Raw genomic sequence first — 22,873 nt, forward strand, 5'->3', positions numbered from 1 at the left:
CGGCGGCCTTGCCAACTTTCAACGTTGAAAGCATCGAACACCGTCGACGGAACTGCCAATCTCCCCCCTTGAGGGGGAGATGTCCGGCAGGACAGAGAGGGGGGCCTCGCGCCGCCCCTGGCGTCAATCCGAAACCGGCGTGTTCTCGTCGACGTCGACGCGGAAATTGCCTTCGAGGATCTCGGCCTTCTTCTTCTCGACCAGCTCCTTGACGTCGGCGGGCAGTGTCTTGTCGAATTTGTGGTAGGGCGCCAGATACGAGCCGCCCTTGGCCATACGCGAGAAATCGCCATAGTCCTGCGCGGTGAAGACGCCGGCCTTGACCAGCTTGATCGCCTGCTCGACGGTCGGGTACATGTCCCACACCGGGCCGGTGATGACCGTGTCCGGCCCGAGGCTGGACTGGTCCGACATGTTGGAGATGGCAAAAATCTTCTTCTCGACCGCGGCCTCGATGACGCCGAAGCGCTCGGCATAGATGACGTCGACGCCGGCATCGATCTGCGCCACGGCTGCTTCCTTGGCCTTGGGCGGATCGAAGAAGGAGCCGATGAAGGCGACCTTCTTCTTGACGTTCGGGTTGACCTCCTTGGCGCCGGCGAAGAAAGCGTTGACCAGCCGGTTCACTTCCGGGATGCCCATCGCCGCGACGGCGCCCACCGTGCCCGATTTCGACATCTTTCCGGCGATCATGCCGGAGAGATAGGCGGGCTCGTGAATCCAGTTGTCGAAGACGCCAAAATTGGGCTCGGCCGGGCCGGCGCCGGAGCCGAACAGCCACGCCGTCTTCGGGAATTGTTTAGCCGTGCGGCGCGACTCGCGCTCGGCGGCGAAGGCGTCGCCCAGCACGAGCTGGTACCCCCCTTGAGCATATTCGCGCATCACGCGGCTGAAGTCGGCGGTCTGCACCTTTTCCGACCATTTGTATTCGATGCCCAGTTCTTTCTCGGCCTTCTGCAGGGCGACATGGATCTGGTTGTCCCACGGCTCCTCGATCGGCGTGGCGAAGATCGCCGCCACCTTCAGCTTCTTGTCCTTGGCGAAGGCCGCGCCGGGCAGCACGGTAGCCGCGAGGCCGAGCGCGCCGAGTTCCAGCACGCTGCGCCGCGACAGGCCGGCGCGTTGCGTTTTGCTACGTTCGTTTTCCATTGAAGTGCCCCTCTGTTCGACAGCCGTGTCGAGCCGGCCGTTCCAAAATGTCAGACACCCGGGACTATGGAACGGCGCCTGAGATTTGTCCACATGGTCAAATTTGGGTGTTGTCGCTGTGGAAGCCGGAACGCTGGCGGGACAGCGCCCCCCTCCCTGGCCTGCCGGCCATCTCCCCCACAAGGGGGGAGATCAACTGTCATGACCGCCTTCGCCATTCTCGGACGTCGCAAGGGCGGCGAGGCGCCAGAACTGCCAATCTCCCCCTTGCGGGGGAGATGTCCGGCAGGACAGAGGGGGGTGTGAAAGAACTCCGGCGCCCGTTCCGGATGCCTTATCCTATCCCTCCCAAGCCCCCGTCTCGGCAAACCGCCTCAACGCCGGCGCCGGCTCGAATATCGGCCGGCCTGTCTGCCGGTGCCAATGCTCCAGCCGCTCGACGATCTTCGCAGCGCCTGCAAGGCCGGCCCAGAACATTGGCCCGCCCTTGCCGATCGGGAAGCCGTAGCCATTGACCCAGACGACATCGATATCGGACGCGCGCGCGGCGATGCATTCCTCGAGTATCTTCGCACCCTCGTTGACCAAGGGATAAAGCGTGCGTTCGAGAATCTCCTCGGCGCCGATCTCGCGCCGCGCAATTCCAAGCTCCGCCGCCTTCGCCCGGATCAGCGCCTCGACGTCCGGATCGGCAATCGTCTCACGCGAGCCGGTCTCGTAACGATACCAGCCGCGCCCGGTCTTCTGGCCGAAATGTCCCTCTTCGCACAGCGCATCGGCGATCACAGCCTTCTGGCCGCGGGCCTTGCGGTTGCGCCAGCCGATATCGAGGCCGGTGAGGTCGCCCATCTGGAACGGCCCCATCGGCCAGCCGAAATCTGTGAAGGCCCCATCGACCTGGCTTGGCGTCGCGCCTTCCAGCAACAGCGCCTCGTTTTCGGCGCCCCGCGCCGACAGCATGCGGTTGCCGACGAAACCGTGGCAGACGCCGACGACGACCGCGATCTTTCCGATGCGCCGGGCGAGATCGGCGACCGTCGCCAGCACTTCTGGCGCGGTCTTCTCGGCGCGCACGATCTCCAGGAGCTTCATGACGTTTGCCGGCGAAAAGAAATGCATGCCGAGCACGTCTTGCGGCCGCGACGTAGAGGCGGCGATTTCGTTCACGTCGAGATAGGAGGTGTTGGTGGCGAGGATGGCGCCGGGCCTGGCGACCGCATCGAGCCTGCCGAACACCTCCTTCTTGACCGCCATGTCCTCGAACACGGCCTCGATGATCAAGTCGCAATCGACGAGATCGGCGTAGTCGGTGCTGCCCTTGAATAGGCCGAGCCGCTGCTGCTTGGCCTCTTCCGTCAACGAGCCGCGGCTGACGGAGACGGCATAGTTCTTCTCGATCGTCGCCAGGCCGCGCCGCAGCGCTTCCTCGCTGGTCTCGAGCAAAGTCACCGGCAGACCGCCATTGGCGAAGGCCATGGCGATGCCGCCGCCCATCGTGCCGGCGCCGATGATGCCGACGCGCTCTATCCTGCGCTTCCGCAAATCCTTGCCCGGCACCTTCGCCGCCTCGCGCTCGGCGAAAAAAAGATGCCGCTGCGCGCGCGACTGGTCGCCGGAAACGAGTTTTTGGAAAAGCTCCCGCTCGGCCGCAAGCGCTGCGTCGAACGGCAAGATGATCGCGTTGCGCACGGCTTCGGCGCAGGCAAGCGGCGCGTCCAGTCCGCGGGCTTTCTTGGCCAGATCGGCGGCAAGGCGGTCGAAGGCGCCGAGGTCGGTTGCGGCAAGGCGGTCGTTGCGGTCACGCACCGGCACGAACGCTCCGCCTTGATCAGCCATTTCGCGGGCGAAACGGACCGCCTCTGCCAAGAGATCGGTGTCGACAACCGCGTCGGCAAGACCGGCGGCCTTCGCCTCGCGGGCCGAGATCGGGCTGCCCGAGACGATCATGCCGAGCGCTTTCGCGGCGCCGACCAGGCGTGGCAAACGCACGGTCCCGCCGCCACCCGGCAACAGGCCGAGCTTTACCTCCGGCAGGCCGAGCTTGGCGCCGGCGTCCGCGACGCGAAAATGGCAACCCAACGCCAATTCCAGCCCGCCGCCGAGCGCCGTGCCATGGATGGCGGCTACCGTCGGCTTGGCGACGGTTTCCAGCAAGGCAACGATGGCGCGCAGTTCCGGTTGCTCGACCGGCTTGCCGAATTCGGTGATGTCGGCGCCGGCAACAAAGGTGCGGCCGGCGCAGGCGATGACGATCGCGCTCGCGGCGGGATCGTCGCGCAAAGCGGTGAGCGCCTCGTAAAGCGGCTTGCGGACATGAAAGCTGAGCGCATTGACCGGCGGGTTTTCGATGGTGACCACCGCCACCCCGTTCTCGTTCGCAACGCTGACAGAGCTGGACAAGCGGACCTCCCAAGACCGGCTGCAACCGCGCAAGGGTTTACTAGGCAGCGACCCGAATGGGAACCCGATCCGGCCCTGGCCCAATTGTTGGCGAGGCCCGGTCAGTTGTCCACGCGGCCGAAGGGCGGCACGTCGCCGATCACCTCGCGCTTGTCCTTGCCGCAGGCGAAGGTCTTAGCCCTGTCGTCGGCGAGCTTGCGCGCCTGGTCGTTGGCCTGCGGGTTGCCAGTGGCTAAAATCAGGCCGATCGTGCAGCCTTGGTGCTCTTCCGGTTGCGCGACCTTGGCGACGACCAGCACCTCGGTCGATTTCTTTTCGTCCTCAGGGTTGCTGACGGAGCGGCGGTGGATGGCGGCGAAGGGGATTGCGACGTCGCCATTGGTCTCGATGCGCCATTCCACCTTCGGTCCGGAGCCGTTGAAGGCGGTGAAGCTCTCCCAGACCGCGGTCATGTCGTCGGACGGAAAGCCGTAATAGACGGATTCGCGCGCGTCGTCGTAGCTGATCAGCACCGGGTAGCCGCGGTAGCCGGAGCAAGCGAGGCTCGCCCAGTCGCCGTCGCCTTCCGCGGCCTGCGCATAGGTCACGCAGTCCTTCTTCGAGTCGAGCTCGGTATAGGTGCTGGAGATGTCGCCGGCCTGGGCCGCCTGGCAGAAACCGGCGAGGGCAAGCGGGACCAGAAGAGCGCGCATCGCTGACAACTCCGTTCGAGCTGCCCGAGCGTAACGTCAATCGCTATTTCTTCAAGCTGGCTTCAATCAAGAGATCGGCGTTGCGGGCGACCGCCGCTGCCGGTCCGCCCAAACCGAAAAGCTGGCCGCTGATATAAGCGCCTTCGATGAGCAGCAGCAGGCCGTCACCCAGCGTATCGGAATCGGCGGCGCCCATTGCGGCGGCCATGGCGCGCAGGCGGCGGCGCAATTCGACTTTGTTGTTCTCGCTCACCACCCGTGCGGGATGGCCGCGCTCGGGATATTCCACCGCAGCGTTGGTCATGCCGCAGCCGCGATAGTCCGGCTTTTGCGTGCGTTTGCCTACGCGGGTCAGGAAGGCGATGATCTGGGCGCGCGGATCGCCCGGATGCGCGTCGACCGCTTCGTCGAAGCGTTCCCAGAATTCGAGGTCGTATTTGCGCAGATAGGAGGCGGCGAGCTCATCCTTGGACGGGAAGCTGCGGTAGAGGCTCGGCTTGGTGACGCCGGCACGCCTGACGATCTCGTCGACGCCGATCGCCCTTATGCCCTCGCGGTAAAAGAGGTCGCGCGCCACGTCCAGGATCTTGTCCGCCGCCCGGGGAGCAGGAGGCTCGCTGATCGACGCTTCAATTTTATTGTCGGATGGCATTCACACAACTCGCTTGACAATGTTACTGACCGGTACGTATGTATGGCTTCACTCCATTGCAACGTACCGGTCAGTAACATGATAATCCAGTCCCGTCCGTTTGGCCAGCGCTACGCATTCGTCGTTGTTGCCGTCATTTTCCTGTGCCTGCTGATCGCGGCCGGGCTCCGTTCGGCGCCCTCGGTGATGATGGTGCCGCTGGAGAAAAGCTTCGGCTGGCATCGCGACGTGACGTCCTGGGCCGCCAGCGTCGGCATCCTGCTCTACGGCCTGACCGGTCCGTTCGCCGCCGCGCTGATGGAGCGAATCGGGTTGCGCCGCACGCTGCTCGGCTCGCTGCTGGTGATGTCGGGATCGACCGCGCTCAGCCTGTTCATGACTGAGCCATGGCATCTTTTCATCACCTGGGGCGTGTTTTCCGGCATCGGTTCGGGCGCGGTGGCGAGCGTGCTGGGCGCGACCATCGTCAACCGCTGGTTCAAGACCAATCGCGGCCTGATGATGGGGCTGATGTCGGCCTCCAGCGCCACCGGCATGCTGGTTTTCCTGCCGCTCATCGCCTCGCTGGCGCAGAGCGGCGGCTGGAAGCCGGTGGCGATTGCCGTGGCGCTGGCCACCGCCGCGCTGATACCCTTCGTCTTGCTGCTGGTGCCGGAGCGCCCCGCTTCGATCGGCCAGGTTCGTTACGGCGCCGATGCCGACGACGTGCCGCCGGTGTCGCCGGCATCGCAGGGCAATTTCCTGGCGCACACGCTGAACACGCTGCGCCGCGCGGCGGGCACGCGGGTGTTCTGGTATCTGTTCGCCACCTTCTTCGTCTGCGGCTTCACCACCAACGGCCTCGTCGGCACGCATCTCATCGCCTTCTGCGGCGATATGGGCATCGGCGAGGTGCAGGCAGCCGGGCTGTTGTCGATGATGGGCATTTTCGATCTGATCGGCACCACGCTCTCCGGCTGGCTCACCGACCGTTTCGATCCACGCAAGCTGCTCGGCGTCTATTACGCGGTGCGCGGTCTGTCGCTGATCTACCTGCCCTATTCCGGCTTCTCGGCGACCAGTCTGGTTATCTTCGCCGTGCTCTACGGGCTCGACTGGATCGCCACCGTGCCGCCGACGTTGCGGCTCGCCAACGAGGCGTTCGGTGATCGCAGCGGACCGATCGTGTTCGGCTGGATCGTCGCTGGCCACCAGGTGGGCGCCGCGGCCGCCGCCGCCTTCGGCGGCACGATGCGCGAGCTGCAGGGCAATTACGAGCTGGCCTTCCTGATTGCTGGCATGACCGGTATCGCGGCGGCGTGTATTTCGCTCTTGATCAACACGAGCAGGCCGGCCTTCGGGCCGGAGCCGCAGGCGGCTTGAGGCGCGACTTTCCCTTCTCACCTTGTGGGAGAAGGTGGCCGCGAAGCGGCCGGATGAGGGGTGCTCCAGGGAACACCGACGCCTCACTCCGCTGGAACACCCCTCATCCGTCTCGGCGCTTGCGCGCCGATCCACCTTCTCCCACAAGGGGAGAAGGAAGATGTCGACTGTTATCAAAACTTCATGGTTCCGATATGCGCCTGAAACATTGAAGCGAGAGCTTGGCGGTCCCGCTCAATGCCATCCCGGAGACAGCCATGAACAAGCTTTCGCTCACCCGCCGCGCTTTCGTCACTTCGGCCAGCGCCTTCGGCCTTGTCGGCGCCTCCGGTCTGGCGCTGCCCTATTATTCCCGCGCCAGCCAGCGTCCGGCCTTCACGCATGGCGTCCAGTCCGGCGACGTCGATGCCACCTCGGGCATGGTCTGGACCCGCACCGACCGACCGGCGCGCGTGATGTATGAAGTGTCGACGACCGAAAGCTTCGCCAATGCAACGCGGCTGGCTGCGCTCGATACCTCGCCGGCCAGCGACTACACGGTGAAACGGCTGCTCACCGATCTCGCCTCGGACCAGGACATCTTCTACCGCATGACTGCTGCCGATCTTTCCGACATCAATGCCGTGTCCGAGCCGATCGTCGGCCGTTTCCGCACCGCGCCGTCGTCCAAGCGCGACGTGCGCTTCGCCTGGTCGGGCGACACCGCCGGCCAGGGCTGGGGCATCGACGAGACCGGCATGAAGACCTACTCGACCATCGCCAAGCACACGCCGGACTTCTTCCTGCATTCCGGCGACACCATCTATGCCGACGGCGCCATGAAGGACGAGGTCGACCTGCCCGGCGGCGGCAAGTGGAAGAACGTCGTCATGATCGACGGCAAGCGCAAGGTGGCCGAGACGCTGGACGAGTACCGCGACCAGTGGAAATACAACATGATGGACAAGCATGTGCTTGGCCTGTCGGCAATCTGCCCGACCTTTTACCAGTGGGACGACCACGAGGTGCTCAACAATTGGTCGGATTCGAAGGACCTGACCGCCGACGACCGCTACAAGGAAAAGTCGATCCATGTGCTGGCGGCCAGGGCAGCTCGTGCCTTCCATGAAATGACGACTATCCGTTACGAGCCGTCGGAGCCGGGCCGCGTCTACCGCAAGGTCTCGCATGGGCCGTTGCTCGACGTGTTCTTCCTCGACATGCGTTCCTATCGCGGCCCGAACGGCCCCGACATGGAAGAGACGCTGACGCCGAAGTCGCGCATGATCGGCGAGGAGCAATCCAAGTGGCTGAAGCGCGAGCTGGCGAATTCCAAGGCAACGTGGAAGGTCATCGCCGCCGACATGCCGCTTGGCCTAGTCGTCTGGAACGACGCGGCGAAGAAGGCCGGTGCCGAGGCGGTCGCCAACGGCGACAATGGCGCGCCGAAAGGCCGCGAGCTGGAATTCGCCGACGTGCTGCGCTTCATCAAGAATGCCGGCATCACCAACACGGTGTGGCTGACCGCCGACGTCCACTACACCGCGGCGCATTACTACAATCCCGACAAGGCGCAGTTCCAAGATTTCAATCCGTTCTGGGAATTCGTCTCCGGCCCGATCCACGCCGGCACCTTCGGCCCCAACGACCTCGACATGACCTTCGGGCCGGAGCTGAAGTTCATCAAGGCGCCAACCGCCGAACAGGGTCAGAACCTGCCGCCGTCGGCCGGGCTGCAGTTCTTCGGTCTGGTCGACATTTCCGGCGCGACCGAACAGCTCACCGTGCGCCTGATGGATCGCGACGACAACGAGCTTTACAAGGTTACGTTGGATCCGGTCCGGTCGGCGTAAGGTCGGCGCGAGGCACCCCCCTCTGTCCTGCCGGACATCTCCCCCGCAAGGGGGGAGATTGGCAGCTTCGACCCTGCTGCTCGTCTTTCAGCGCTGGAGGTTGGCGAAAGCCGACACGACATCCGATCTCCCCCCTTGCGGGGGAGATGCCCGGCAGGGCAGAGAGGGGTGTGCCGGAACGCTACGCTTGTCGTATTGCTGCCGCGACCGTCAATCCGGATAGCAAGCCCGGGGAACGTTGGGCCAGACTGCGGTGTCGCAGTTGGCATCCTTCTGGCGCTGCTTGAAGGCGGCGCTGACCGGGCCGGTGACGATCGGGTCGACGCCGTCGGGGGCGTCGGCGAACATCTGCTGCGCGGTCCTGGCGTCGGGCGGTACGATCGGGTCGGCCTGCCGAAGCGCAGCCGCCGACTGCGCGGCACCGGCCGCGACGAGCACGCCAAGCGCCGCCCACACGAAAACCGGACGCAATCTGGACATCTGATCGGTCATGAACATGGAACTGTCCGGCCCCTCAAAGGTTCCGCCTTGGTTAACGGAATCATTTCACACCAAGACGTTTAAGAATCAGTGACCATGTATTTGGGGTCGGGCCTCCCCTTTCGCAATTGCGAAAAACCTTGTATGAGCCGCGCAACCGAAAAAGGCGGCGCCTCTGGGCCTGCTGCCTGCAACGCTCCCGAGACCAGACAATGAACCTCCGCAATATCGCGATTATCGCGCATGTCGACCATGGCAAGACCACCCTCGTCGACCAACTCCTGAAACAGTCCGGCGCCTTCCGCGACAACCAGCGCGTCGCCGAGCGCGCCATGGATTCCAACGACCTCGAAAAGGAACGCGGTATCACCATCCTGGCCAAGGCGACCTCGGTCGACTGGCATGGCACCCGCATCAACATCGTCGACACGCCTGGACACGCCGATTTTGGCGGCGAGGTCGAGCGCATCCTGTCGATGGTGGATTCGGCGATCGTGCTCGTCGACGCCGCCGAAGGGCCGATGCCGCAGACCAAATTCGTCGTCGGCAAGGCGCTCAAGGTCGGCTTGCGCCCAATCGTGGTCATCAACAAGATCGACCGTCCGGATGCCCGCCATATCGAAGTGGTCAACGAGGTGTTCGACCTGTTCGCCGCGCTCGACGCCACCGACGAGCAGCTCGACTTCCCGATCCTCTACGGTTCGGGCCGCGACGGCTGGGTTTCGGAAAACCCCGAGGGTCCGAAGGACCAGGGTCTCGCCCCGCTGTTCGATCTCGTCGTCAAACACGTGCCGGCGCCGACGGTGCATCCCGGCCCGTTCCGCATGATCGGCACTATCCTCGAGGCCAACCCGTTCCTCGGCCGCATCATCACGGGCCGCATCGAGTCCGGCACGCTGAAGGCCAACCAGGCGGTCAAGGTGCTGCACCATGACGGCACGCAGATCGAGACCGGCCGCGTTTCCAAGATCCTCGCCTTCCGCGGCCTCGAGCGCCAGCCGATCGAGGAAGCGCAGGCGGGCGACATCGTGGCCATCGCCGGCCTGTCGAAAGGCACCGTCGCCGACACCTTCTGCGATCCGGCGGTGAGCGAGCCGCTGCATGCGCAGCCGATCGACCCGCCGACCGTGACCATGTCCTTCCTCGTCAACGACTCGCCGCTTGCCGGCACCGAGGGTGACAAGGTTACCAGCCGCGTCATCCGCGACCGGCTGCTGCGCGAGGCCGAGGGCAATGTCGCGCTGAAGATCGAGGAATCGGCGGAGAAGGATTCCTTCTTCGTGTCCGGCCGCGGCGAATTGCAGCTCGCCGTGCTGATCGAGACGATGCGCCGCGAAGGTTTCGAGCTTGCCGTGTCGCGTCCGCGCGTCGTCATGCAGAAGGGCGAGGACGGCCAACTGCTGGAGCCGGTCGAGGAAGTTGTCATCGACGTCGACGAGGAGCATGCCGGCGTCGTCGTGCAGAAGATGTCGGAGCGCAAGGCCGAGATGGTCGAGCTGCGTCCGTCCGGCGGTAACCGCCAGCGCCTGGTTTTCCATGCCCCGACGCGCGGCCTGATCGGCTATCAGTCCGAATTGTTGACCGACACGCGCGGCACCGCCGTGATGAACCGGCTGTTCTTTGCCTATGAGCCGTATAAGGGCGAGCTGCCCGGCCGCACCAATGGCGTGCTGATCTCCAACGAGCAGGGCGAATCGGTCGCCTATGCGATGTGGAACCTGGAAGACCGCGGCCCGATGATCATCGATCCGGGCGTCAAGGTCTACCAAGGCATGATCATCGGCGTCCATTCGCGCGACAACGACCTCGAAGTGAACGTGCTCAAGGGCAAGAAACTCACCAACATCCGCGCCGCCGGCAAGGACGAAGCGGTGAAGCTGACGCCGCCGATCCGCATGACCCTGGAGCGGGCACTTGCCTGGATCCAGGACGACGAGCTGGTCGAGGTGACGCCGAAGACCATCCGCCTGCGCAAGCTCCATCTCGACCCGAACGAGCGCAAGCGTTTCGAGAAGGCCGCCAAGGTGATGGGCGCGGCGTAAATTTTCAGAGAAGGTACAAGAGGGAGCGGGTGCTCCCTCTTTTGTTTCAGCGGCAGGCGGCTGCTTTCGTTTCAATTTAGGCGTCGGCGCTGCCCCTCATCCGCCTGCCGGCACCTTCTCCCCGTGAACGGGGAGAAGGGAATCTCGCGCGAACTCCGGCGCTCTTTCTGCAATGTTGGTGAGGCGAAATCGGCGACGACAGCCCCTTCGCCCCGTTCAACGGGGAGAAGATGGCGGCAGCCAGATGAGGGGCGGCGCCGGCGCTGGCAGTTGTTGTCGCCTTGATCAACGTTCGCGCCTTGTTGGGCGTGCCAAATCTAGTACGATCGGGTATCGTTCTTTATCTCTTATAGGGAGCGACCCCATGCATCTCGCCTCGTTGCTGATCTTCGCCGCCGCGCTCTTCGTTGCCGCCGGCTCGCCCGGCCCGTCGATCGCAGCCTTGGTGGCGCGGGTGATCTCGAAAGGGTTCCGCGACGTCTTTCCCTTCCTGCTGGCGATGTGGATCGGCGAGGCCATCTGGCTTTCGCTGGCGGTGTTCGGGCTTGCCGTCGTGGCGCAGACCTTCCATTACGCCTTCGTCGTCGTGAAATGGGTTGGCGTCGCCTACCTTGCTTATCTCGCGTTCAAGATGTGGACGGCGCCGGTCGAGGCGAAGGAGGGCGAGATGCCGCGCGAGGACTCGCCCCTGAAACTTTTCCTTGCCGGCATGGCGGTGACGCTCGGCAATCCCAAGATCATGATGTTCTATCTGGCGCTGCTGCCGACCATCATCGATCTTGCCTCGGTCAGCGTTGTCGGCTGGGTCGAGCTGACGCTGACCATGGCGCTCGTGTTGATCGTCATCGATCTCGCCTGGGTGTTGGCCGCCTCCCAGGCGCGCCGGCTGCTGAAGAGCAAGCGCGCCATGAAGATCGCCAACCGCGTCAGCGCGACGACGATGGCGGGCGCCGCCGCCGCTATCGCCGCGCGATAGAGCGCCGGCCTCACATCATTTCAATGATCGGCGCGATCTCGACGGTGAAAGCCGGGTCCATCAGGATCGGGCAGTCCTTGGCTTTGGCGACGGCATCGTCGATATCCTTGGCTTCGACGATGGTGTAGCCGGCGGTCGGATTGCTGCCGCCATTGTTCTCGATCTTGCCGCCGGGCAGCACCGTCTTCGACATGCCAACCGGATTGCCGCCGTCGACCACGGCCGAGCCGAGCTTGTCGTACCAGCCCGTCCAGGCATCCATAGCCGCTTTGCGTTCGGCGTCGTCGGTCGGCATCTTGCCGGAACCGTGATAGACATAGAGAAATTTCGCCATGTTCTCCTCCCTTGTCGGCGGCGTCGAACCGGCATGCGGCCACGCCGCTTGCGATATGCAGTGATGCTGCAATCCGATATGCGGCCTTGCCGCAATCCTGATCATCGGACCAAAACGAAAAACAGGCAATCGATGTTAAGTTGAGTCTACTGTAACGAGCTCACCTTGCCATGGCGTGGTATTCGGGGTTGGGCCGCATGTCGACTGCTGCTGCCACCCGGTTCGACATGTTGAAGAAGGCGGCGGTCGAGGCGATGTCCCAGATGTCGTGGTCGGTGAAGCCGGCCTGGCGCAAGGCGGCGCGATCGGCCTCGACGATTTTAGCCGGCTCCTCGGTCAGCTTCACAGCGAATTCGAGCATGGCGCGCTGCCGGTCCGACAGATCGGCGGCGCGAAAATTCATCACCATCATCTCGCCGAAGGCCGGTTCGCCCGACAGCTGGCGCACCGCCGCGCCATGCGCGGTCAGGCAATAGAAGCAGTGGTTGATCGAGGAGACGACCACGGCGATCATCTCGCGCTCGAGCTTCGACAGACCGGACTCGCCCAGCATCAGGTCGTTATACATGTCGGTGAAGGCGCGCAGCTTCTTCTCGTCGAAGGCGTAGGCGAGAAGCACGTTGGGCACGAGGCCGAGCTTCTCCTCGCATTTGGCGAAATAGGCTTTTGTCGCCTCGCCGAGCTCCGCCTGGACAAGGTCGAGCGCGGTTACTTTGCCGGTCATGGTTGTTCTCCTCGCGCTGTGATGGCGTCGGTTCGAATTTTTTAAAGCGTCGTCAAACCTTTGTCGCCAAACAGCGCTCATCTGGCTACCATAGTCGCAAAAGCATATAACGGGAGGGACTAAGCGTCATGGCCAGCGTGAAATCCAAGCCGAGGAAGAAAGCCGCCGCGAAAGCGGAGGAGAAACCTGCAAGGCTTGCCGACTATCTGCTGGCACGTGCGCCCGCCGAGGATATCGCGGCCTATGACGCGGCCGACCTCGAGCGCGCCGGCGAGCTCGCCGCCCAAGCGGTCGCCAGCCACAGGAAAGGTGAAAGCGTCGTTGCCGTCGAAGCCGATTCAGGCGTTGCGTGCGACGGCCGGCCGGTCACGGTCATCACCGTCGTCAACGACAACATGCCGTTCCTGTTCGATTCCATCCTCGGCGAAATCACCGAGACAAGCGGTGAGCCGACCTTGGTCACCCATCCGATCGTCACCGTCCGCCACGGCAAGACCGGTGTGGTCGAGGTGCTTGGCGACGGCGGCAAGGAGGATGACGACCGGCTGAGCGTCGTCCATGTGCATATCCCGCGGCTGACCGCCGAGCAGGCCAAGAGCCTCACCGGGCGGCTGCACAAGGTGCTTTCGCAGGTCCGGGCGGCCGTCGTCGACTGGAAGCGGATGCTCGCCCGCCTCGACCAGGCGATTTCCGAATTCCGCTATTCGGCGGTGCCGCTCGACAAGAAGAGCGTCGCCGAGGCGATTGCCTTCCTCGAATGGCTGCGCGACGACAATTTCACCTTCCTCGGCATGCGCGAGTTCAAATATACCGGCGGCGAGGAAAGCGGCTCGCTGGAGCGCGCCGACAAACCCGGCCTGGGCATCCTGTCGGATCCGGATGTGCTGGTGTTGAGGCGCGGCACCGAGGCGGTGACGACGACGCCGGAAATCCGCGCCTTCCTGCACGGGCCGGAGCCGCTGATCGTCACCAAGGCCAATGCCAAGTCGTCGGTGCATCGCCGCATCTATCTCGATTACATCGGCATCAAGACCTACACGTCGAAGGGGGCGCTCGCGGGCGAGCTGCGCATCGTCGGCCTGTTCACCTCGACCGCCTACACGCGCTCGGTGATGAAGATCCCCTATCTGCGCTCCAAGGCCGAGACCGTGATCTCGAAATCCGGCTTCGATCCGCACGATCATTCCGGCAAGGCGCTGATCAACATCCTGGAAAGCTATCCGCGCGACGAGCTGTTCCAGGTTCCCATTCCCATCCTGCGCAAGCACGCCAGCGCCATACTCGGGCTGATCGAGCGGCCGCGCGTGCGGGCGCTGGTACGCGTCGACCAGTTCGACCGCTTCGTCTCGATCATCGTCTTCGTACCGCGCGACCGCTACGACAGCGTCGTGCGCGAGAAGGTCGGCACCTATCTCAAGACGGTGTTCGAGGGCCGGCTGTCGGCCTATTACCCGGCCTTCCCGGAAGGCGGGCTGGCGCGCGTGCATTTCATCATCGGCCGTTCCGGCGGCAAGACGCCTAAGGTCGAGCAGTCTACGATCGAGGCGGCGATCCGCGACATCGTGCGCACCTGGGAAGACGCGCTCGCCGAAGCCGCGGAAGCTGCCGGCAGCGATCCGGCGCTGAAGGCGATCGCGGCGCGTTTCCCCGAAAGCTATCGCGACAGCTTCTCGGCCGCCGTGGCGCTGGCCGATGCCGGCCGCATCGCGAAGATCGGGGCCGACAATCCGATCGCCATCGACTATTACCGCCATGCCGACCAGAAGCCGCACCAGGCGGCTTTGAAGATCTACCATTTTGGCAGCCCTGTCGCGCTGTCGCGGCGCGTGCCGGTGCTCGAAAATATCGGCTTCCGTGTCATCAGCGAGCGCACCTTCGAGGTCGCCGACACCGGCTCCGGCAAAGTCTTCATCCACGACATGGAGCTGGAGAACAGCTATGGAGCGCGTATAGACATCTCCGATGGCGGGGCGTTGTTCGAAGACGCCTTCCTGTCCGTCTGGCGCGGCGATGTCGACAATGACAGCTATAACGGCCTGGCCCAGACCGCCGGCCTGTGGTCTGGCGAGATCGCCATCCTGCGCGCCTATGGCCGCTATCTGCAGCAGGCCGGCATTCCCCAGAGCCAGGATTTCATCGCCGCCGCACTCAATCGCTATCCCGAGATCGCGCGCGGCCTGCACGCGCTGTTCGTCGCCCGACTCGGTCCGGCGGCGGAAGGCGAAGGCGCGGTTGCGGCCAAGCACCTCAAGGCCAAGATCAAGGATGCGCTGGAGGAGGTGCCCAACATTGACGACGACACCATCATCCGCCGCTATCTCAACCTCATTGAAGCCTCGCTGCGCACCAATCATTTCGTAACCGATACGAAACAGAAAGGGCAGTCGCTGGCGATCAAGCTCGATTCGCAGGCTGTTGAGGGACTGCCGGCGCCGCGGCCATGGCGCGAGATCTTCGTCTACGGATCCGAGGTGGAAGGCGTGCATCTGCGCTTCGGCCCGGTGGCGCGTGGCGGCCTGCGCTGGTCGGACCGCGCCCAGGACTATCGCACCGAGGTGCTGGGGCTGGTCAAGGCGCAGCAGGTCAAGAACGCCGTCATCGTGCCGGTCGGCGCCAAGGGCGGCTTCTATCCGAAGAAACTGCCGATGAGCGCCGGGCGCGATGCCATCTTCGAAGCAGGCACCTCGGCCTACAAGAACTTCGTCTCCAGCCTGCTTTCGATCACCGACAATATCGGCGTCGACGGCGTCATCCCGCCGGCCGGTGTGGTACGGCGCGACCAGGACGATCCCTATTTCGTCGTCGCCGCCGACAAGGGCACGGCGACCTTCTCAGACACCGCGAATGCCATTTCCGAAAAACACCATTTCTGGCTGGACGACGCCTTCGCCAGCGGCGGCTCGGCCGGCTACGACCACAAGAAGATGGGCATCACCGCCAAGGGCGCCTGGGAAGCGGTGAAGCGGCATTTCCGCGAGATGAACCGCGACATCCAGACCTCGCCCTTCACTGTGGTCGGCGTCGGCGACATGTCGGGCGACGTGTTCGGCAACGGCATGCTGTTGTCGCCGGCCACCAAGCTGATCGCCGCCTTCGACCATCGCGACATCTTCATCGATCCCGATCCGGACATGGCCGCCTCGATGGTCGAGCGGCAGCGCATGTTCGCGCTACCGCGCTCGTCCTGGCAGGACTACGACAAGTCGAAGCTGTCGGAAGGCGGCGTCATCGTCTCGCGCAACCAGAAATCGATCACGCTGCCGCAGGCCGCGGCCGCCGCGATCGGCCTCGCCAAGACCACGGCTACGCCGGTCGAGATCATGAACGCCATCCTCAAAGCGCCGGTCGACCTTTTGTGGTTCGGCGGCATCGGCACCTATGTGCGGGCTTCAGGCGAAAGCAACGCCGATGTTGGCGACCGCGCCAACGACGCCGTCCGCGTCACGGCGCTCGATGTCCGGGCGAAAGTCATCGGCGAGGGCGCCAATCTCGGCGTCACGCAACGGGCGCGCATCGAGTTCGGCATGAACGGCGGCCGCTGCAACTCGGACGCCATCGACAATTCGGGCGGCGTCAACTGTTCCGACGTCGAGGTCAACATCAAGATCGCGCTGGCGTCGGCGATGCGCAAAGGCTCGCTGGCGAGGCCGGCGCGCAACAAGCTGCTTGCCGAGATGACCGACGAGGTGGGCGCGCTGGTGCTCGCCAACAACTATCAGCAGACGCTGGCGCTTTCGCTGGCGCGCAAACGCGGGCTTGCCGACATCGCGCACCAGGCGCGCTTCATGTCGGCGCTGGAAGCGCGCGGCCTGCTCGACCGGGCGGTCGAGACGCTGCCTTCGCCGGCTGCGCTTGCCGAACGCGAGGCGCGCGGCGAGCCGCTGACCCGGGCCGAGCTCGGCGTGCTGCTCGCCTATGCCAAGATCGTGCTGTTCTCCGATATCGTCGCCAGCGACGTGCCGGACGATCAGCATTTCGATCGCGACCTGATGGGTTATTTCCCGGAACGCATGGCGAGGAAATTCGCCGGCGAGATCCGCGAACACCGGCTGCGGCGCGAGATCATCGCGCGCGTGCTCGCCAATGACCTGGTCAATCGCGGCGGACCGTCCTTCGTCAACCGGCTGCAGGAAGCCACGGGCCGCACGGCGGCCGATGTGGTGCGCATCTTCGCCATGGTCCGCGACGGCTTCGCGCTGCCTGCGCTCTATCGCGAGATCGACGCGCTCGACAACCATATCGACGGGCAGGTCCAGCTCGATCTCTATCAAGCGATCAGCCGGCTTATCTTTGTGACCAGCGGCTGGTACCTGAAGCACGAAGCCGGCTCCGCGCCGCTTGGCCAGCGCATCGCCGAATTGCAGGAGGCGCGCAAGGCGCTCGAGCCGAAGCTTCTCTCGCTGCTGCCGGCCTTCTCGCGCGAGCGCGTCGAGGAGCGGCAGCACGGCCTGTCCAGGAGCGGCGCGCCGGAGAAGCTCGCCGGGCAGCTCGCTTTGGCCGAAGTGGCCGAATTGATCCCCGACGTCGCGCTCACCGCGCGCACGGCCAATGCCGACATCGTCAGTGCGGCCAAGGCCTTCTTCGCCGTCAGCGATGCCTTCCGCATCCCGCGCGTCGAGGAAGCCGCGCGCTCGATCATGCCGCCGGACTATTACGACCAGTTGGCGCTGTCGCGCGCGGCCGACACGATCGGCGTGGCGCGGCGCGGCATCGCGGTGGCGGCGCTCACCGCGCACGGCACGGCGGCGGATCCGGTCGCGGCTTGGCTGGAAGCCGGCGGCGACCGCGTCGCGCGCATCCGCGAGCGGCTGCAGGCGCTGACCGAAGGCGGCGACATCACCGTGTCGCGGCTGTCGGTGGCATCGGGCCTGATGAGCGACCTGACGGGGATGTGAAGTTCCTCGCCCCACGAAGTGAGGGGAGGTGCCGAGCGCAGCGAGGCCGAGAGGGGCCTTCGCAGGGCGGAGATCTTCTTTGAATGATCAACCTGCCGGAGGTCGCCGCATTCCCCTCTCCGTCTCGGCTTCGCCGAGCCACCTCTCCCCACTTCATGGGGCGAGGAACCCCGAACGGCGCGGCTTGTTCATTTGCATCGCTGCTTGAAAACATGCAGACATGGCGCCCGACGCGAGCGGTGCCAGGGGAATCAGCATGGTGGCGGTAGAAACAGTGCAGCGGGCATCGGGGCGCGGCATCTGGGGGTGGATGTTCTTCGACTGGGCGGCGCAGCCTTTCTTCACCGTCGTCACGACATTCATCTTCGGACCCTATTTTGTCTCGCGCATGGCGAGCGATCCGACTGCCGGGCAGGCCGCGTGGGGTTACGGCATTGCCGCCGCGGGCCTGGTCATCGCGGTGCTGTCGCCGGTGCTCGGCTCGATCGCCGACCAGACCGGGCCGCGCAAGCCGTGGATCGCCTTCTTCGCGGCCATCAAGATCGCCAGCCTCACGCTTTTGTGGTTCGCGGCGCCGGGCTCCAACCTTTTCCTGGTCGTGCTCTTGTTCTCGCTGGCTTCGGTGGCGGCCGAATTCTCGACCGTGTTCAACGATTCCATGATGCCGCGGCTGGTGCCGAAGGAAGAGATCGGCCGGATCTCCAACATGGCCTGGGGGCTCGGCTATCTCGGCGGCATGATCGCGCTGATCTTCGTGGTGCTGTTCCTGGCCGGCAATCTCGAGACCGGCAAGACGCTCATCGGCCTTGATCCGTTGTTCGGACTCGATCCGAAACTCGGCGAGGACGCGCGCTTCACCGGGCCGATGTCGGCCGGCTGGTATTTCCTGTTCATCCTGCCGATGTTTTTATTCACGCCGGACGCTACCAAGGGGATCCCGATCGGCCCGGCGGTGCGCGAGGGCCTGTCCGAGCTGAAGTCCACCCTGGTGGAAGTGCGCCAGCGCAGCGGCATCCTGCGCTTCCTCTTGGCCCGCATGATCTATCAGGACGGCGTCAATGCGCTGCTGGCGCTCGGCGGTACGTTCGCGGCCGGGATGTTTCAATGGTCGATCACCGAGATCGGCCTGTTCGGCATCATTCTCAACATCGTCGCCATCTTCGGCTGCTGGATCGCGGCGCGGCTCGATACAGCGCTGGGCTCGAAGCATGTGGTGATGATCGCGCTGGTGATGCTGTCGGTCGCCACCCTCGGCGTCGTCTCGACAGGGCCTGGCTTCACGCTGCTCGGCCTGGTCCCGCTGCCGACCGCCGATTCCGGCGGCCTGTTCGGCACAGCTGCGGAGAAAGCCTATATCCTCTATGGCCTGCTGATTGGGCTCGCCTTTGGGCCGGTGCAAGCGTCATCGCGATCCTACATGGCGCGCAGTGTGACCGCCGCCGAGTCCGGCCGCTATTTCGGCATCTATGCGCTGGCCGGCCGGGCGACGAGCTTCCTGGCGCCGTTTATGGTGGCGAGCATCACCACCATAAGCAATTCGCCGCGACTCGGCATGGCGGCGATCATCCTGTTCCTCGGCATCGGCATGGCGATCCTGGCGGGGACACCCTATCCGGCGGACAAGCCGAAGGCGTAGCGCGACTTTTCCTTCTCCCCTTGTGGGAGAAGGTGGATCGGCGCGGAGCGCCGAGACGGATGAGGGGTGCTCCAGCTTGGCGAACATGCCCGTCGAAAGCTGCAATCGCCCACGCCTCATCCCCTGGAGCACCCCTCATCCGTCGCCTTCGGCGACATCTTCTCCCACAAGGGGAGAAGGAAGAAGCGCATCAATGCCTGAAGTGCCTCACCCCGGTGAACACCATGGCGATGCCGTGCTCGTCGGCGGCGGCGATCACGTCCTCGTCGCGCATCGAGCCGCCGGGCTGAATCACCGCGGTGGCACCGGCCTCGATCGCCGACAATAGCCCGTCGGCGAAGGGGAAGAAGGCGTCCGAGGCGACGACCGAACCTTTGGTCAGCGGCTCGGCGAGGCCCGCCGCTTCGGCAGCGTCCAGCGCCTTGCGGGCGGCGATGCGCGAGGAATCGACGCGGCTCATCTGGCCGGCGCCGATGCCGACGGTCGCGCCGTCCCTGGCATAGACGATGGCGTTGGACTTGACATGCTTGGCGATGCGGAAGGCGAATTTGAGGTCGGCCATCTCAGCCGGCGTCGGCGCGCGCTTCGTCACCACCTTGAGCTCGAGATCGTCGACGACCGCATTGTCGCGGCCTTGCACCAGCAGTCCGCCGGCGACGGATTTCACCGTCGTGCCGGCGGCGCGGGGATCGGGCAGGCCGCCGGTGACCAGCAGGCGCAAATTCTTCTTCGCCGCGACGATGGCGGCGGCCTCGTCGGTGGCGTCGGGCGCGATGATGACCTCGGTGAAGGTCTTGACGATCTCTTCCGCCGCCTCGGCGTCGAGGATGCGGTTCATGGCGACGATGCCGCCGAAGGCCGAGACCGGATCGCAGGCCAACGCCTTGGCGTAGGCCGCCTTCAGCGATGAGCCTTCGGCAACGCCGCAGGGGTTGGCATGCTTGATGATAGCGACCGCCGCCGAGCGCGCCGGATCGAACTCGCCGACCAGCTCGAAAGCGGCGTCGGTGTCGTTGATGTTGTTGTAGGAGAGCTGCTTGCCTTGCAACTGCTTTGCCGTTGCCACGCCCGGCCGCTTGTCTCCCGACAGGTAGAAGCCTGCGCCCTGATGCGGGTTCTCGCCATAGCGCATCACCTGGTCGAGCCGGCCGCCGAACGCGCGCCATGTCGGGTGCTCGATCTCCAGCGCCTCGGCGAACCATCCGGAGATCGCAGCGTCATAGGTTGCGGTGCGGGCAAAGGCCTTGGCCGCCAGCATCTTGCGGAAATCGAGCGACAGCGAGCCCAGATTCATCTCCAGCGCGTTGACGACGGAAGCATAGTCGGCCGGGTCGGTGACGATGGCGACGTAGGCGTGGTTCTTGGCCGAGGCGCGGATCATCGCCGGCCCGCCGATATCGATGTTCTCGACGATCGAGGCATAGCCGGCGCCGGAGCGGCGGACGTCCTCGAACGGATAGAGATTGCAGACAACGAGGTCGATCGGCTCGATGCTGTGGTCGTGCATGGCCTTGGCATGCTCGGCGTCGTCGCGGATGCCGAGCAGCGCGCCATGCACCGACGGATGCAAGGTCTTCACCCGCCCATCCATGATCTCGGGAAAGCCGGTGAGGTCGGAAACGTCGCGGACCGCCAGGCCCGCCCCGGCGATGGCCTTTGCCGTGCCGCCAGTCGAAACCAGCTCGACGCCGGCGGCGGCGAGCGCCTTGGCGAAATCGACCAAGCCCGTCTTGTCGAAGACGGAAAGCAGCGCGCGGCGCACCGGAACGAGGTCAGGCGCCGGAATGTTTTTTGTGGGCACGGCCATGGCGGGCGGCCTTTCAGAGCTGTTGGCAGGGACGTTGGCCGGCCCTAGCATATGAGCCCCGGAAATCAAGTGAGTCCGGGATCAGGCGCGCAGCCGTTTGCCAGCCAGCCTCAGTTGTTTTCGGAATAGCCGGAAATAACTGTGCGGGTCAGCTGCCAGTGGACCTCGGCAATTTCCGAGGCCTTGAAGGCGAGCACGATCTGCCGGCTGCGGCGCGGGCCGCCCAATCCGGCGAAGTAGATCGATTCTTCGACCTCCGGCGCCATTTCGGCGCAGGTGAAAACCCAGCTGTCGCCCTGCGCGGCAGCCAGGGTCAGGCGGTCGTGGTCGTCCTGCAGCAGGCTGATGTCCGGGTGGACGTGGAAGCGCACCGTGACGAAGTCGCGGCCGTTGTTGCGGATCGCGGCATTGCCCGGGCGCAGGAAACGATCGCGGCCGGCAAGCACGTTGCCGTTGCTGGTCAGCTTCAACTCGCGCTCATGCAGGAAGCCGAACTGCTGGACATAGCCGTCATGGCGGGCGACGAAGCCTTGCATGCCCTTCTGGTCGAGGCGCTTGCAGGGCACATGCTGCGGGCCGCCGATCAGCGGCGATCCCAAAAGGTCGCTGACGCGCAGCGAGTGGCTGAAGCGCGCCGACGAGGTGTCGTTGAGCGTGGCGGTCGAATGCGCGGCGGTGGCGCGGGCCAGCGGCCGGAATTCCGGGGCGCCATACGTGTCGATGCCGGCATTGACGATGAAGTGCTGGCGCCCGGAGGAGAGCTCGAAGGCGAGGCAGCCGGCATGTGCTGCGTTGGAGACGTCGACCGGCGGCGGCAGGCCGGTGTCGGCGATCACCGTCACGCCGCCCATCGACAGGCGCTCGTAGCCGGAATGCGGCGCGTGCAGCAGCGGCGCGCCCACCGTGTCGTCATGGCGCATGATGGTGGCGATGCGGTCGTGGATGGTGGCGCCCATGCCGTTGAAGCGGGCAAGGCTGCCGTCCTGATGGCGAAAGAAACGCAGCGCCGGCAACATCCGGTCGATGGCGCCGATCAAGGCCGACGGCGGCGCCTCGGCCTGGTTGGCATAGGTCTGGCGCAACGGCAGAAGATCGGCCAGCAGCTCGAGCACCGCCATCGGCTTGCGCGAGATATGGCCGCCATCGGGCAGGATCTGATGCTCGAGCTCCTCGGCCAGGTTGCGTGTCGCGGCACGCAGCGCCGAGGCCGGCGCCGGCAGGGACAGCGCGGCGAAGGCGAGCGCGATGCGGGCGCGCAACCTGGCCTCGCCATCGGGCATCTCGCGCACCATCGAGCGGAGATAGCGGATCTGCACGGCGAGCGATTTCAGGAACGCGCGATAGAAAGGGAATTCGGCGCCCTGCAGCACCACCGAGGAGTGCTGCAGCCAGGCGATCACCCGCTTGGCCGTCGTTCCCGGCTCCCAGGCGATGCCGGAGATCTGGTTGCCATGCATGGCGATCCAGTCGGTCACCAGGGCTCTCGCGTTGGCGGCGGCGAGCTCGGTGCCGGTGGCGCGCATGTGGCGCAGCCAGCGGAAGCCATGCAACGATTTCTGCCAGCCGCGATTGGGCACGTCGAGCTGAAAAGGCGACTTGCCGCCGGTCTCGACCAAATGGCCGGACAGCGGGTAGCGGCCGTAATAGATCTCCAGCGCGATCTGCGGATCGGCGAGCCGCAGATCCGGCGGGGCGATCAGGACGCGTTCGGGCGTGCGGCCGGAATAGCGCCAGCGATAGATCGGCCCGGCGCGGAGGCGCCGACGCGTTTTGCGCCAGAACTCCCTCGCGACAAGCGTCCAAAGACGCGTCGTGCTGCCGGCAACAAGTGCCAATAGCCCTCCTGATGTCCCCATAACCCAAGCACAAGCTTATGCGATTCAAGAACTTAT

Annotated in this window: 15 protein-coding genes; 6 read left to right on the forward strand and 9 right to left on the reverse strand. The window is 65.0% G+C overall.

Annotated elements, in window-relative coordinates; translation table 11 throughout:
- Positions 1-123: 123 nt before the first annotated feature.
- The 4 genes from LB523_RS07795 to LB523_RS07810 form a co-directional block, all read right to left on the reverse strand.
- Positions 124-1,149, reverse strand: a complete 1,026-nt coding sequence (locus LB523_RS07795; protein ID WP_140841889.1) for a BMP family protein — start codon at positions 1,147-1,149, stop codon at positions 124-126.
- A 339-nt stretch (positions 1,150-1,488) separates the two neighbouring features.
- Positions 1,489-3,549 (reverse strand): 3-hydroxyacyl-CoA dehydrogenase NAD-binding domain-containing protein, encoded by a 2,061-nt coding sequence (locus tag LB523_RS07800; RefSeq protein WP_224602031.1) that lies wholly within the window; start codon positions 3,547-3,549, stop codon positions 1,489-1,491.
- Between the two features lie 101 nt (positions 3,550-3,650).
- The gene (locus tag LB523_RS07805) at positions 3,651-4,241 is read right to left on the reverse strand and encodes a hypothetical protein (protein WP_224602033.1); all 591 of its coding nucleotides are present in this window, start codon (positions 4,239-4,241) and stop codon (positions 3,651-3,653) included.
- Positions 4,242-4,284: 43 nt separating this feature from the next.
- Positions 4,285-4,893, reverse strand: coding sequence for a TetR/AcrR family transcriptional regulator (locus LB523_RS07810; protein ID WP_140544237.1), 609 nt, complete (start codon positions 4,891-4,893; stop codon positions 4,285-4,287).
- 78 nt (positions 4,894-4,971) lie between these two features.
- On the opposite strand from LB523_RS07810, the gene LB523_RS07815 reads away from it, so the two are divergent.
- Complete coding sequence (locus LB523_RS07815; RefSeq protein ID WP_224602035.1) at positions 4,972-6,255, forward strand: MFS transporter; 1,284 nt, start codon at positions 4,972-4,974, stop codon at positions 6,253-6,255.
- A 257-nt stretch (positions 6,256-6,512) separates the two neighbouring features.
- On the forward strand, positions 6,513-8,087 hold the full coding sequence (locus LB523_RS07820; RefSeq protein WP_224602038.1) for an alkaline phosphatase D family protein: 1,575 nt from the start codon (positions 6,513-6,515) through the stop codon (positions 8,085-8,087).
- A gap of 210 nt (positions 8,088-8,297) precedes the next feature.
- Here LB523_RS07820 and LB523_RS07825 read toward each other — a convergent pair whose 3' ends face one another.
- Entirely contained in the window at positions 8,298-8,585 is a 288-nt protein-coding gene (locus tag LB523_RS07825) for a hypothetical protein (protein ID WP_224602040.1), read from the reverse strand.
- 194 nt (positions 8,586-8,779) lie between these two features.
- Between LB523_RS07825 and typA the strand changes: the two genes are divergently transcribed.
- A complete protein-coding gene (gene typA, locus LB523_RS07830; RefSeq protein ID WP_224602042.1) occupies positions 8,780-10,609 on the forward strand; it encodes a translational GTPase TypA in 1,830 nt (609 codons plus the stop codon).
- Between the two features lie 364 nt (positions 10,610-10,973).
- Complete coding sequence (locus LB523_RS07835; protein ID WP_224602044.1) at positions 10,974-11,585, forward strand: LysE family translocator; 612 nt, start codon at positions 10,974-10,976, stop codon at positions 11,583-11,585.
- Between the two features lie 10 nt (positions 11,586-11,595).
- Here LB523_RS07835 and LB523_RS07840 read toward each other — a convergent pair whose 3' ends face one another.
- Positions 11,596-11,919 (reverse strand): YciI family protein, encoded by a 324-nt coding sequence (locus LB523_RS07840; RefSeq protein WP_095769764.1) that lies wholly within the window; start codon positions 11,917-11,919, stop codon positions 11,596-11,598.
- Between the two features lie 160 nt (positions 11,920-12,079).
- Entirely contained in the window at positions 12,080-12,643 is a 564-nt protein-coding gene (locus LB523_RS07845) for a peroxidase-related enzyme (protein WP_224602046.1), read from the reverse strand.
- Positions 12,644-12,771: 128 nt separating this feature from the next.
- Between LB523_RS07845 and LB523_RS07850 the strand changes: the two genes are divergently transcribed.
- Positions 12,772-17,538 (forward strand): NAD-glutamate dehydrogenase, encoded by a 4,767-nt coding sequence (locus LB523_RS07850; protein WP_224602047.1) that lies wholly within the window; start codon positions 12,772-12,774, stop codon positions 17,536-17,538.
- Positions 17,539-17,794: 256 nt separating this feature from the next.
- Positions 17,795-19,174, forward strand: coding sequence for an MFS transporter (locus LB523_RS07855; protein ID WP_224602049.1), 1,380 nt, complete (start codon positions 17,795-17,797; stop codon positions 19,172-19,174).
- A gap of 190 nt (positions 19,175-19,364) precedes the next feature.
- Here the strand turns inward: LB523_RS07855 and purH are convergent, their stop codons facing one another.
- A complete protein-coding gene (purH, locus tag LB523_RS07860; RefSeq protein WP_224602051.1) occupies positions 19,365-20,981 on the reverse strand; it encodes a bifunctional phosphoribosylaminoimidazolecarboxamide formyltransferase/IMP cyclohydrolase in 1,617 nt (538 codons plus the stop codon).
- Between the two features lie 110 nt (positions 20,982-21,091).
- Positions 21,092-22,816, reverse strand: a complete 1,725-nt coding sequence (locus tag LB523_RS07865; protein WP_224602053.1) for a heparinase II/III family protein — start codon at positions 22,814-22,816, stop codon at positions 21,092-21,094.
- Between the last annotated feature and the right edge of the window lie 57 nt (positions 22,817-22,873).

The sequence above is a fragment of the Mesorhizobium sp. ESP-6-4 genome (assembly GCF_020164735.1).
Taxonomy (GTDB): Bacteria; Pseudomonadota; Alphaproteobacteria; order Rhizobiales; family Rhizobiaceae; genus Mesorhizobium.